Source organism: Roseovarius sp. YIN77 (genome assembly GCF_057219155.1).
In genome coordinates, this window is the sequence record NZ_JBXVVI010000001.1 from 41,248 (window position 1) to 53,143 (window position 11,896).

Below are 11,896 nucleotides of genomic sequence, written 5' to 3' on the forward strand. Positions count from 1 at the left end.
GGAGGTCGCACAGGGGCTGTTGGAAATCGTGGATTGAGAACATCACACATATTGGCTAGACCTGTTGGACATCGGTTTTTCCCGTTCATTCGCAGTTGAAGTGATTTTCATGATCCGCCCCACCAAGCCCCTGGGTATTCCTGAGTTTGTCACGTTGTTGGCGATGATGACGTCTATTCTGGCGTTGTCGATTGATGCGGTTCTGCCTGCCTTGGGCGTGATCGGCCACGAGCTGCAGTTGGCCAGTGAAAACGATGCGCAATTGGTGATCAGCGCGATGTTTTTGGGGTTTGCGGTCGGGCAGATTATTGCGGGGCCTTTGGCGGATAGCTTTGGGCGCAAACCGGTGATCTATCTTGGATATGCCATCTTTATTGCGGGATGTGTGATGTCACTGATGGCCAGCAGTTTTACCGTCATGTTGTGGGGGCGTGTGTTGCAAGGGTTGGGGGCAGCGGCGCCGCGAATTGTTGGCATTGCACTGGTGCGAGATTGTTATGAAGGGCGCGCGATGGCGCGCATCATGTCTATCGTCATGGCGATATTCATTCTGGTGCCTGCGATTGCCCCGGCTGTAGGGCAGGGCATTATGCTGATCGCGCCGTGGCGGGCCATCTTTGCGATGTTGCTTGTTATGGCGCTGATCGCGTTTGTCTGGTTCATGTGCCGACAGCCGGAAACTTTGGCAGTTCAGGACCGGCGACGATTTTCGATCAGGAATATCTGGAGTGGCCTGAAAGAGGCGGTGAGCTATCGGGTTATGACCGGTTATACCATCGCCGCTGGCATCATATTCGGGGCGTTTCTGGGATATCTGAGTTCGGCCCAGCAGGTGTTTCAGACAACCTATGAGACAGGACAATGGTTTGCCGTCTATTTCGGTGCAGCGGCGCTGTCGATCGGGGCGGCGAGCATTTTCAATTCCAGATACGTCATGCAACTGGGTATGCGTTTTCTAACGTGGTGGGCCTTGATCTGCCTGTCCGTGGTGTCAGGCGTCTTTGTCACCGTCGTTCTTGCCTTTGCTGGGGTTCCGCCCCTATGGATGTTCATGGCTTGGCTGCTGGTTGCCTTTTTCTGTACGGGCATTTTATTTGGCAACTTCAACGCATTGGCGATGGAACCGATTGGGCATATGGCCGGGTTGGGTGCGGCTGTCATTGGCTCTGTTTCGACACTCGTCTCGTTACCCCTGGGGTGGGCAATTGGTGCCAGCTTTAACGGTACGGTGATCCCGCTGGTGGCGGGGTTCGCGGTGTTGGGCGCGGCCTCTTTGACCGTGGTTTGGTGGACGGAACGCGGTCTGGAAGAGGGCCAGATTGCCCAAGGGTCAAAACGCTAGGGTGCTGGTCAAGAAAAAGGGCACCTGAAGTGCCCTCGTTTGGTTCTGTGTTGGTTGGGTTGTTTAACCGCCCCACTGGCGGATATCGCCGCAATCCATATGGACGAAGTTTGATCTGGAGTACTTGCCAACACCACCTGCATGACAGGACACTGCGGCGCGGTAGATCTGGCCAACATTGCGGGACCGCAGACGCAGGTCGGCGGCCTTGCCTTCCATGTGCAGGGAATTGCGGGCGACGCGGCTAGAGTTTCGTCTGAGCATGGCGTTGGTTTGCGGACTGCGATACCCCGATAGCATCGTGTAGGGTTCATCAACATCCAACAACCGATGAGAGGCCGCCATGATGTCGATGGCGCGCGCATCAATCCGCGTGGTTTCATTGCGGCGCCAATCGCGCATGAAATAATTGATCTCGCTCATCGCCTCGGGAATATAATCGCCATCAATCCAATAGATGGTATTGATCGCCTCGCCTGTACGACCGGAATACATACGGATTTGGCGGATGTCGCCAGCGCCACGCAAAAAGCCTGCAGCCTTTGAAAAGGTGGGTGCTGACGCAACGGCAGTTGCCGCGAACGCCGTCAATAGCCCACGCCTAGTCAGGTTCGTAGAAGTCCGATCCATAGGTTTGCGTCTGTCCCGTAGCCTGTATACCGCCTGCCAGCGGAGAGTTGTTACATCCCCAGATGTGCGGGTTTTATTACACAATGTTTCGGGTGAACCAAGTATTATCGCCAAAATACTGTTATTGCCGCAAGTTTAGGCAAAAACTTGCTGATTTTTCCCCTTGAATTTGATCACGCCGATTTCGTTGTATCCAGCGCACAGTTTTCAGTTGTTTTCGTCATGATCTGATTGTGATTGGACAGTGACCGTTACATTTCTGATAACTGAGAAAGAATTCATATTCGTGTACGGAGTTGATAATGGTTTTTAGTACAGCGCTTGGGTGGAAACGGGGGCTGTTGGGGGTATCGGTATGTACCGCTCTGCTCGCCGGGAATTTTGCAACGCCGGTTCAGGCTGAACAGACCGCGTTTATGCAATCTGTTGCAGAAGCATCCGCCCGGGATGCGACCTTGGCGGAGTTCTATAAATCAACGGGTTACGACTCTGTCTGGACGGGTCGGGATGATCGCCGGCGCCGGGGGGATTTGATTTCCGCGTTAAGATCCGCAGGCGATCATGGATTGCCATCGAGCCTGTATAATGCCGATGACGTGTTGGCATTGTTGGACGGGGCCAAGACGCATCGCGAACGTGGGGAGGTTGAGGTTCAGCTGAGCCGCCTTTACCTGGATTTCGTCCGTGACCTAAGTACCGGAATTATCGAAAACCCTTCCCGCATCGATGAAGGGATCGCGCGTCGGGCTGCGCGTCATAACCCAATGGACCTGATGGAACTGGTGGCCACCAACCGTCGGGCACAGCCGGTGTTTCGCGGGCTTGTGCCCAATACGGCCGAATATTCCATGCTGCTGACGGAAAAGCAGCGGTTGGAACGATTGCTGGGGCAAGGCGGCTGGGGGGCAGAGGTTCCCGGTTCGTCGAAAATGGAGATTGGGGCGCAGGGACCGCGTGTTGTCGCGCTGCGTGATCGAATGGTGCGGATGGGGTATCTGAAGCGCAATTCCTCCGCCGTGTTTGACGAGCGCCTATTGGCGGCTGTTCAACAGTTTCAGGGTGATCATGGCTTGGCCACCGATGGGGTCGTTGGGCCGGGGACGCTGGGCGAAATCAACAAATCGGTCGAGAACCGTATCGCATCCATCATTGTGGCGATGGAGCGTGAACGCTGGTTGGCACGGGATCGGGGGGAGCGCCACATTCTGGTGAACCTGACAGATTTCACGGCCAAAATTGTTGATAACGGGCGCGTCACGTTCCAGACCCGTTCGGTCGTTGGGGCAAATGATGAAGATCGCCGTTCGCCGGAATTTTCCGACATGATGGAACATATGGTGATCAACCCGACCTGGAATGTCCCGCGCTCTATCGCTGTCAAAGAATACCTGCCGATGTTGCAAGAGGACCCAAATTCTGTCCGGCATCTGAACGTAATTTCAGAAGCAGGGCAGATTGTGAGCCGCGACGCTGTTGATTTCACACAATTTGACGAGGAAAACTTCCCGTTTGATCTGAAAGAGCCGCCCTCTCGGGGCAACGCCTTGGGGTTGGTGAAGTTTATGTTCCCGAACCGGCACAATATTTACCTGCATGACACGCCAGCCGATCATCTGTTCGCGCGGGAGGTTCGGGCCTTTTCCCATGGCTGTATTCGTCTGAATGATCCGTTTGAATTTGCCTATGCACTATTGGCAAAACAGGTGTCCAACCCGCAGTCCTTTTTTCATCAGCGGCTGAACACCGGCAAAGAGAATGTTGTTGATCTGAGACAGAACGTTCCTGTGCACCTGATTTATCGCACGGCCTTTGGCAATCCGCAGGGCAATTTCAATTTCCGCCGCGATATCTATGGTCGTGATGCCAAGATTTGGCGCGCCTTACGGGACGCCGGGGTGGAATTGCGGGCGCTTCGCAGCTAAGTATTCAGGCAATGGGTGGAATTGCCCAGGTTCCATTGAGGAAGACATGGGCTTTACCATAGCAGAAATAGCGCAGGCTATCGGGGGCGAGGCGGTTGGTGCTGTCGCGCTGAACGTAAGCGGTGCTGCAGAACCCGCCAGCGCTGGCGCATCGGATTTGGCGTTGGCGATGGACCCCAAATATGCTGACGGGCTGGCCGAAGGGCAGGCGCGGGCTGCCATCCTTTGGTCAGGGGCCGATTGGCAGGCATTGGGGCTGGAGGCCGCGATTTTCGTGGGCCGGTCACGTTACGCGATGTCGGGACTGACACGTCTGTTGGATGCGGGGCCGGGGGTAGACCCTGGCATACATTCAACCACGGTGGTTGCTGACGGCGCAGAGATAGGCGATGGCGCGGCCATTGGGCCATATGTGGTGATCGGGCGGAATGTCAGGATCGGGGCCAATGCGGTGATTGCTGCACATGTGTCGATTGGCGACAATGCCCGGATTGGCGATGACGCGCTGATCCATGCGGGCGTGAGGATTGGATCGAACGTGCAGATCGGCGACAGGTTCATTGCCCAGCCGGGCGGGGTGATTGGATCTGATGGGTTTTCCTTTGTCACACCAGAAAAATCCGGGGTGGAGCGGGCCCGTGAAACTCTGGGCGACCAAGGTGATATCGCGGCACAAAGCTGGACCCGCATTCATTCGCTCGGCGCGGTGGAAATCGCCGATGACGTGGAAACCGGAGCCAATGTGACAATTGACAAGGGTACGATCCGCAATACCCGTATCGGGCGCGGGACAAAGCTCGATAACCAGGTTCATATCGGTCATAACGTGGTGGTGGGCGAGGATTGCCTGTTATGTGGACAAGTGGGCATCGCGGGATCAACTCGAATTGGCAATCGCGTGGTCATGGGCGGCCAATGTGGTGCCAGCGATAACATTTTCATTGGTGATGATGTGGTGGCCGGTGGGGCGACCAAAATATTCACCAATGCGCCTGCGGGTCGTGTTTTATTGGGCTCTCCGGCGGTCAAGATGGACTCGCACGTGGAAATGCAAAAGGCTTTGAGACGGTTGCCGCGACTGTTACGTCAATTTGCGGATCTTCAAAAATCTGTTTCAAAACCCAGATAGAATGCCTAAGTCCTAATGGAAAAGGATTTGGATTGGCCATGACCGACGATATTGAGCAGCGCATCATCAAAATCATTGCCGAGCAGGCGGTGTTGGACCCATCTGACGTGACCGCAGCCTCTACGTTAGAGGATCTGGGGATCGACAGTCTGGGATTGGTCGAAAGTATTTTCGCCATTGAAGAGAGTTTCGATATTCAGGTGCCGTTCAACGCCAATGATCCGTCCGAGGGCGCTTTTGATATCTCGTCAGTTGCCTCGATTGTCACGGCGGTCAAACAACTGATCGCTGCCAAAGCCGCATGAGGCGGGTCGTCATCACCGGGCAGGGGACGATCAACGCCCTTGGCCGGAATGTTGCAGAGACTTGCGAGGCTTTGCGCGAAGGGCGTTGTGGCATCGGCACGCTTGAATTTCGGGATGTAGAGCGTCTGTCGATCAATATCGGCGCGCAGGTCAAGGGCTTTGACCCAGCCAGTCACTTCAACCGGCAGCAAATCGCACTCTATGACCGCTACACGCAGTTCACGATGCTGGCGGCGGCAGAGGCCATTGGGCAATCGGGCCTGACATTTGGCAACGGATTGGCGCAACGCTCTGGTGTGGTTCTGGGGACTGCCGGGGGCGGCATGAACACCCAGGATGAGAATTATCGTACTGTCTATGAAGAGGGCAAGAACCGGGTGCATCCCTTTGTAGTGCCCAAGCTGATGAACAACGCCGCCACCAGCCATGTGTCGATGACCTATAACCTGCAGGGGCCGAGCTTTACCGTGGCCACCGCTTGTGCGTCGTCAAACCACGCGATGGGGCAGGCATTTCAGTTGGTCCGATCTGGCATGACCGATGTGATGCTGACGGGTGGATCGGAATCCATGCTGTGTTTTGGCGGTGTGAAGGCGTGGGAGGGTCTACGCGTCATGAGCCGATCTGCCTGCCGGCCCTTTTCGCTGGGCCGGGACGGGATGGTACAGGGTGAAGGCGCCGCTGTGTTTGTGTTTGAGGATTATGAGCATGCGAAAAATCGTGGCGCGGATATCCTAGCCGAAGTGATTGGCTTTGCCATGACCTCTGACGCGTCTGACATTGTCATGCCGTCCAAAAAGGGGGCCGCGCGCGCGATTTCCGGTGCGCTGCAGGATGCCGGGCTGAACCGCGAAGATGTGGCCTATATCAATGCGCATGGCACTGGGACGGCGGCCAATGACAAGACCGAATGTGCAGCGATTGCCGATGTGTTTGGGCCGCATGCGGATGATCTGATGGTATCGTCCACGAAATCCATGCACGGCCACCTGATTGGCGGCACTGGCGCGGTCGAACTGTTGGCCTGCATCATGGCCATCCGCGACGGCGTGGTGGCGCCGACGATTGGTTATGAAGAAGCGGATCCCGAATGCGCGCTGGATGTGGTGCCCAATGTGGCACGAGAAGCAACTGTTGATGTCGCCCTGTCCAACGCCTTTGCCTTTGGGGGGCTGAATGCGGTCTTGGCGTTGCGGAAAATCTGACTCAACAACCATCCGGACCAACAAAAACGCCGCCCGTAGGCGGCGTTGCGTTATTTAGGGCAGGACGATTTATTCGCCTGTTAGCGATGCCAAGGCAGCGGTAAAGCCGATCAGGGACAATTTGGCCTCTACCAGCTGATCGGGGGCTGCGGCGGGTCGCAGGCTGACCCTGCCAGCGGCTCCTTTGCGCAGGGCATCGACATCCGTCTCAGACAGGCCAAATTCGGTAAAACAACCGGCTGCATTGCAGGCAAAGAACGGTAATGTCCGGGTTGGACCGTCATCAATCGAAAGGCCGATCCCTGCAGGCAAAAGGGTCATCAATGGCGCGGTGATGCGAACGCCTGCCGGCGGTGCGTCTGCCTGTTTGCCGGTCAATGCACTGACCGAAATTCTCGCGACATTGTTGGTGCCATCATCAGTCAGGATCTGAACCATTTCACACGGGTCATTGGCGGGGGTTGCGGTGCTGACGCATTCGATCACCCAATCGCCATGGGTTTCACGCTGATAGATTTGCCCCAATTCCAAGGGTACCAGATTTACGTCAGAGGTATCCGTTGTTTGTTCGGCTGTGTTTTCAGCCCCAGTGGTGTCTTGTGCAATGGCGGGTGCCGCCATGGCCAGCACGCCCAAAAATGCAACCGATTTCAAAATGATATTCATAAGCCCAAAGATTCCTTCATTCGCGGATGGCTTAGCATTTCGAAACTTGGATGTCAGTTCCAAAACAAAGATGTGGCTGAGTCTTGCTTACAAAATCGGAAGCGTTTGATTAAACATGGAAAAAGGGCCTGAGTGGTGGCCCTTTTTCCTGATTTTCTCTCCCTGTCGGACTGGCCGACTTATATATGAAACGGACGTTACGGCGAAGCTTGTTTTTGGTCAACAGTGAATCTGAATTTTTATTCTCAACCTCACGATGAAAAATGACCGCATCGTGAAATGCGGCCAGTTCAACAGGGAGGATCGTTCCGGATTGCTCAAACGCGCTGCCGGAACCCTGACAGGCTGGCGCAAAGAGATTAAGACTGTATTGTCATTGCAAACGTGGTGCAGGCAGAGGGAAGAGTGCGATGCAAGATGGCATCTTTGTAGGGGGTGGCGGCGAAGGCTACGATGAAAAACAGAACCTGTTGTTGAAATACGCAAACCGGCATGGGCTGGTGGCCGGGGCGACCGGAACGGGCAAAACCGTGACGTTGCAAATTCTGGCAGAGAGTTTTTCGGCAAATGGTGTTCCGGTGTTTCTGTCAGATGTCAAAGGCGACCTGTCCGGGTTGGGGGAAGCCGGGTCAGAGGCATTCAAGCTACATGGCGCGTTCACAGAGCGTGCGCAGACGATCGGATTTGAGGACTACACCTATCAATCATTCCCTGTCACGTTCTGGGACCTGTTTGGCAAACAGGGTCACCCGATCCGCACCACGGTGGCTGAGATGGGGCCGCTATTGTTGTCTCGCTTGCTGGATCTGACCGACGCGCAGGAAGGGGTGCTGAACATCGCCTTTCGTGTGGCGGATGAGGAGGGCCTGCCGCTGTTGGATCTGCAAGATTTGCAGGCGATGCTGAACTGGGTTGGGGAAAACGGGGCAGATTTATCTATACGCTATGGCAATGTTTCGCGGGCGTCTGTCGGGGCCATCCAGCGGGCGCTTTTGGTGTTGGAAAATCAAGGCGGGTCCAATCTGTTTGGGGAGCCAGCGCTGGAGCTGTCGGATATCATGCGCACCGATATCGATGGGCGCGGTCGGATTAATGTGTTGGCCGCGGATGTGTTGATGGGGTCGCCACGTTTATATGCGACCTTCCTATTGTGGCTGCTGTCGGAACTCTTTGAGGAACTGCCAGAGGTGGGCGATCCGGACAAACCCAAACTGGTCTTTTTCTTTGACGAGGCGCATTTGCTGTTTGATGACGCGCCTAAGGCACTGATTGACAAGGTCGAACAGGTGGCGCGGTTGATCCGGTCCAAAGGTGTGGGGATTTATTTCATCACCCAGAACCCGGCAGACGTACCAGAGGATATTCTGGGCCAGCTGGGCAACCGGGTGCAGCATGCGCTGCGCGCCTTTACCGCGCGAGATCAAAAGGCCCTGAGGTTGGCAGCGCAAACCTATCGCGACAATCCACGGTTCAGTACAGAGGATGCGATCAAGGAAGTCGGCGTGGGAGAGGCGGTGACCTCCTTTCTGCTCAAAAAAGGCGTACCGGGGATCGTGGAGCGGACGCTGATACGGCCTCCATCATCGAAACTTGGGCCAATATCGGCAGAGGCACGCCGCGCCTTGATTGCGGCCTCACCAATCGCAGGAAAATACGAAACGGTGTTGGATCGGGACAGTGCCTTTGAACAACTGACCAAACGGGCCGAGAATGCCGCGAAAGAGGCCGAATTGGCCGAGCAGCGCGAGGAAGAGGCCGCGGCTGCAGAGCGAGAGTATCGAGCCGGTCGGCGCTATTCTGGCACGCGTGTCGGGCGGTCGACATCACGACGATCCAGAAGCTCTGGCGGGATAGGCGAAGCCATTGGCAGTGCCGTGATCAAGGAACTGAAGGGCACCACTGGCCGACGCATCGTGCGCGGTATTTTGGGCAGCCTGTTCAAAGGGCGCTGAGCCCGCCCTGATCAGGCATTTATCGCGGCGATCAGTTGTGACAGGCGCTGGGCGGGATTGTCAGTTCCCCAAATCTCTTCTCCGATGCCAAAGAAGTCGGTGAAGGGGGATAGGGTTCTGATCAGGTCTTCATCCAAAGCGCCCTCTGCCACCACAGGGACCTCGATCATTTCGGACCACCATTGAAAGAGATCTGCCTCTGCCCTGCTGCCATCACCAAGAGGCGTGGTGCCGACGGGACCGAAGCAGATGTAATCGGCGCCTGCCTCACCAGCGGTCATGCCATCATGGCTGGAGGTCCCGCAAAACGCCCCAACAATGGCGTCGGCACCCAGATCCTTGCGCACCTTGCGCACGGAACGGCTGCCATCGGACAGATGCACACCGTCCAGCCCCAGCCGTTCGACCATCAGAACGTGACTGTCGATAACCAGCGCAATATCGCGGGAATGGCAAATCTCGCGTACCAGATCAGCAGCGCGGGCGATGCGGTCTTCGTCATGAGTGGAAAGCGCCAGTCGCACACAGGCAATGTCTGCGGTATCCAACACCTGGGACAGCTGATCGGGAAACCGGGAGGGTTCGATCTCTGGCGGGGTGATCAGATAAAGCTGCGGCTGTTCAATCTCTGCCATTGGGATCGTCCTTGAATCAGATTTCCGCCCCTATAGCGGGGATTTTCACGCTTGGCTATGTTTCCGCGACACCAGAGGCGATGATTGAAGGCTTCTTGCGTTGGCGGCGGCTGGGACGTATCACGCCGCGACATCAGATCAGAGGGCAAAATGGCTGAACAGACCGATCAGGAATGGCAGGGGCCGCAACCGGCGATGATCCTTGTGCGCCCGCAGATGGGGGAAAATATCGGTGCTGCCGCCCGGGCGATGTGGAATTTCGGGTTGGACCGGATGCGGATCGTCGCCCCACGCGATGGCTGGCCCAACCAAAAGGCCGTAACCATGGCAGCGGGCGCAGGGCGGTTGCTGGATGAGGCCGGGCTTTATGACGACCTGCCGGCGGCGATTTCTGATTGCACCTATGTCTTTGCCACCACGGCGCGCCAGCGTGGCATGACCAAGCCTGTCTATACGCCCGAAGCAGCCATGGCGCTGGCCCGCGAAATGATTGCGAAGGGCCAAAAGGTCGGCGTGTTGTTCGGCCCGGAACGCGCGGGGCTGGAGAACGAAGATATCTCTCGTGCCAATGCGATTATCTCTGTCCCGGTGAACCCAAGTTTTGCATCACTGAACTTGGGGCAATGCGTGTTGCTGACGTCCTATGAATGGCGACGTCAGGGCGATCAGACCCCGGCAATGGTCACCGAATTGGCCGGTACAGAATTTGCGGAATCGATCGAGATTGAAAAGCTGGGCGATCATTTTGAGGAACGTTTGGAGACTGCCGGGTTCTTCTTTCCAGAAGCCAAGGCCGAGAACATGAAAACCAATCTGCGCAACATGTGGTCGCGGATGCCGCTGACGCGGGCGGATGTGCAGACATTTCATGGAATGCTGCGGCAAATGGTGCGTTGGAAAGAGCGTTCAGACTGACTTGCGCCCCCGGCAGGCGCACCGTAGTTTGGCGCCGATGACGGAGGGCAGAACATGAGCCAAAAGCGCAGCATTTTCGAGGATGTCGGGGCAGAGAAAACCGACGCGCCAAAGCCTGCGGGCGGGATGATTGACAAGGCGCATAAGGGCGCGCGGTCGGCTATCCGGGGGTGGTTGATGGTAATCTTTGCCTTGGTTGCCCTGATGATTGTGGTCGGTGGGCTGACGCGCCTGACGGATTCCGGCCTGTCGATCACGGAATGGAAGCCAGTGACCGGTGCGCTGCCCCCAATGTCTGTGGATGATTGGCAGGTGGAGTTCGAAAAATACCAGCAAATCCCCGAGTTTCAGTTGCAAAACAGCCAGATGACGTTGGCAGAGTTCAAGTCAATTTTCTGGTGGGAGTGGGGGCACCGACAGCTGGGCCGGGTGATCGGCCTCGTTTGGGCGGCCGGTTTTGTTTTCTTCTGGCTCACAAAACGTATTCCTACGGGCTGGACCGGGCGGTTGTTTGGTTTGGGCGTTCTGGGCGGGGTGCAGGGCGCGATCGGCTGGTGGATGGTCAGTTCTGGCCTGACAGGCCGGATGGTTGATGTGGCCTCTTATCGGTTGGCAATCCATCTGGGACTGGCATTCGTTATCCTGGGGCTGATCACGTGGCTTGTGATGCAGCTATCGCGCAGCGAGGCCGCGTTGATGCAGGCCCGACGGGGCAGGGAGGCAAAGCTTTTCTCGATGGGCACCGGCCTGATGCATTTCGCGTTCCTGCAAATCCTTCTGGGCGCGCTGGTGGCCGGGATTGATGCAGGGCGCGGCTATATCGATTGGCCATTGATGGCCGGGCAGGTGATCCCGGATGGGATGTTTTCGGACAGTCCGGTTTGGGTGAATTTCTTTGAAAACCCCGCGACTGTGCAGTTCATCCACCGATTGGCGGGGTATTTACTGATCATCTTTGGTTTCATCGTGTGGCGTCGTAGTCGCGGCAGCGGGAATGTGGCGACCAAAGGTGCGTTTACCGCGGCCTTTGCCATGTTGGTTTTGCAGATGTTGTTGGGGATCGTGACGGTGCTGCATGCCTCACCCTGGCATATTGCGATCCTGCATCAGATTGGCGCGGTTATAACCTTTGTGCTGATCATACGGGCGCGGTTCGCAGCGCAATATCCAACAGTTCAAAGCATAAGAGGCTGAT

At 56.4% G+C, this 11,896-nt stretch carries 11 protein-coding genes; 8 read left to right on the forward strand and 3 right to left on the reverse strand.

Translation table 11 applies throughout. From position 1 onward, the window contains the following. The first annotated feature begins 109 nt into the window (after positions 1–109). The gene (locus AC2D8P_RS00215; RefSeq protein ID WP_484699409.1) at positions 110–1,342 is read left to right on the forward strand and encodes a multidrug effflux MFS transporter; all 1,233 of its coding nucleotides are present in this window, start codon (positions 110–112) and stop codon (positions 1,340–1,342) included. 63 nt (positions 1,343–1,405) lie between these two features. Here the strand turns inward: AC2D8P_RS00215 and mepK are convergent, their stop codons facing one another. Beyond that, positions 1,406–1,972, reverse strand: a complete 567-nt coding sequence (gene mepK, locus AC2D8P_RS00220) for a peptidoglycan L,D-endopeptidase MepK (RefSeq protein ID WP_484699411.1) — start codon at positions 1,970–1,972, stop codon at positions 1,406–1,408. A 302-nt stretch (positions 1,973–2,274) separates the two neighbouring features. On the opposite strand from mepK, the gene AC2D8P_RS00225 reads away from it, so the two are divergent. From AC2D8P_RS00225 to AC2D8P_RS00240, 4 genes are read left to right on the forward strand one after another with little or no spacing between them, the layout of a single operon-like run. Beyond that, positions 2,275–3,894, forward strand: a complete 1,620-nt coding sequence (locus AC2D8P_RS00225; protein ID WP_484699413.1) for a L,D-transpeptidase family protein — start codon at positions 2,275–2,277, stop codon at positions 3,892–3,894. A gap of 46 nt (positions 3,895–3,940) precedes the next feature. Beyond that, on the forward strand, positions 3,941–5,023 hold the full coding sequence (gene lpxD / locus AC2D8P_RS00230) for a UDP-3-O-(3-hydroxymyristoyl)glucosamine N-acyltransferase (protein ID WP_484699415.1): 1,083 nt from the start codon (positions 3,941–3,943) through the stop codon (positions 5,021–5,023). 38 nt (positions 5,024–5,061) lie between these two features. Continuing rightward, positions 5,062–5,328, forward strand: coding sequence for an acyl carrier protein (locus AC2D8P_RS00235; RefSeq protein ID WP_484699416.1), 267 nt, complete (start codon positions 5,062–5,064; stop codon positions 5,326–5,328). Further along, positions 5,325–6,533, forward strand: a complete 1,209-nt coding sequence (locus AC2D8P_RS00240) for a beta-ketoacyl-[acyl-carrier-protein] synthase family protein (RefSeq protein WP_484699418.1) — start codon at positions 5,325–5,327, stop codon at positions 6,531–6,533. Before AC2D8P_RS00235 ends, AC2D8P_RS00240 begins: the two co-directional genes overlap by 4 nt. A 69-nt stretch (positions 6,534–6,602) precedes the next feature. Here the strand turns inward: AC2D8P_RS00240 and AC2D8P_RS00245 are convergent, their stop codons facing one another. After that, positions 6,603–7,199 carry an invasion associated locus B family protein gene (locus AC2D8P_RS00245; RefSeq protein ID WP_484699419.1) on the reverse strand — a complete coding sequence of 199 codons (597 nt, stop codon included), beginning with the start codon at positions 7,197–7,199 and terminating at the stop codon, positions 6,603–6,605. 410 nt (positions 7,200–7,609) lie between these two features. On the opposite strand from AC2D8P_RS00245, the gene AC2D8P_RS00250 reads away from it, so the two are divergent. Then, complete coding sequence (locus AC2D8P_RS00250; RefSeq protein ID WP_484699420.1) at positions 7,610–9,151, forward strand: helicase HerA-like domain-containing protein; 1,542 nt, start codon at positions 7,610–7,612, stop codon at positions 9,149–9,151. Between the two features lie 11 nt (positions 9,152–9,162). Here the strand turns inward: AC2D8P_RS00250 and AC2D8P_RS00255 are convergent, their stop codons facing one another. Then, on the reverse strand, positions 9,163–9,786 hold the full coding sequence (locus tag AC2D8P_RS00255; protein ID WP_484699421.1) for a thiamine phosphate synthase: 624 nt from the start codon (positions 9,784–9,786) through the stop codon (positions 9,163–9,165). A 150-nt stretch (positions 9,787–9,936) separates the two neighbouring features. On the opposite strand from AC2D8P_RS00255, the gene AC2D8P_RS00260 reads away from it, so the two are divergent. After that, positions 9,937–10,701 (forward strand): RNA methyltransferase, encoded by a 765-nt coding sequence (locus AC2D8P_RS00260; protein ID WP_484699423.1) that lies wholly within the window; start codon positions 9,937–9,939, stop codon positions 10,699–10,701. 54 nt (positions 10,702–10,755) lie between these two features. Beyond that, positions 10,756–11,895, forward strand: coding sequence for a heme A synthase (gene ctaA / locus AC2D8P_RS00265; RefSeq protein ID WP_484699425.1), 1,140 nt, complete (start codon positions 10,756–10,758; stop codon positions 11,893–11,895). The last annotated feature ends 1 nt before the right edge of the window (position 11,896 follow it).

Coding starts and splice junctions, on each gene's coding strand:
- AC2D8P_RS00245 (WP_484699419.1), bottom strand. CDS start 7,199: ATGAATATCATTTTGAAATCGGTTGCATTTTTGGGCGTGCTGGCCATG.
- AC2D8P_RS00260 (WP_484699423.1), top strand. CDS start 9,937: ATGGCTGAACAGACCGATCAGGAATGGCAGGGGCCGCAACCGGCGATG.
- AC2D8P_RS00240 (WP_484699418.1), top strand. CDS start 5,325: ATGAGGCGGGTCGTCATCACCGGGCAGGGGACGATCAACGCCCTTGGC.
- AC2D8P_RS00250 (WP_484699420.1), top strand. CDS start 7,610: ATGCAAGATGGCATCTTTGTAGGGGGTGGCGGCGAAGGCTACGATGAA.
- mepK (WP_484699411.1), bottom strand. CDS start 1,972: ATGGATCGGACTTCTACGAACCTGACTAGGCGTGGGCTATTGACGGCG.
- AC2D8P_RS00255 (WP_484699421.1), bottom strand. CDS start 9,786: ATGGCAGAGATTGAACAGCCGCAGCTTTATCTGATCACCCCGCCAGAG.
- ctaA (WP_484699425.1), top strand. CDS start 10,756: ATGAGCCAAAAGCGCAGCATTTTCGAGGATGTCGGGGCAGAGAAAACC.
- lpxD (WP_484699415.1), top strand. CDS start 3,941: ATGGGCTTTACCATAGCAGAAATAGCGCAGGCTATCGGGGGCGAGGCG.
- AC2D8P_RS00215 (WP_484699409.1), top strand. CDS start 110: ATGATCCGCCCCACCAAGCCCCTGGGTATTCCTGAGTTTGTCACGTTG.
- AC2D8P_RS00235 (WP_484699416.1), top strand. CDS start 5,062: ATGACCGACGATATTGAGCAGCGCATCATCAAAATCATTGCCGAGCAG.
- AC2D8P_RS00225 (WP_484699413.1), top strand. CDS start 2,275: ATGGTTTTTAGTACAGCGCTTGGGTGGAAACGGGGGCTGTTGGGGGTA.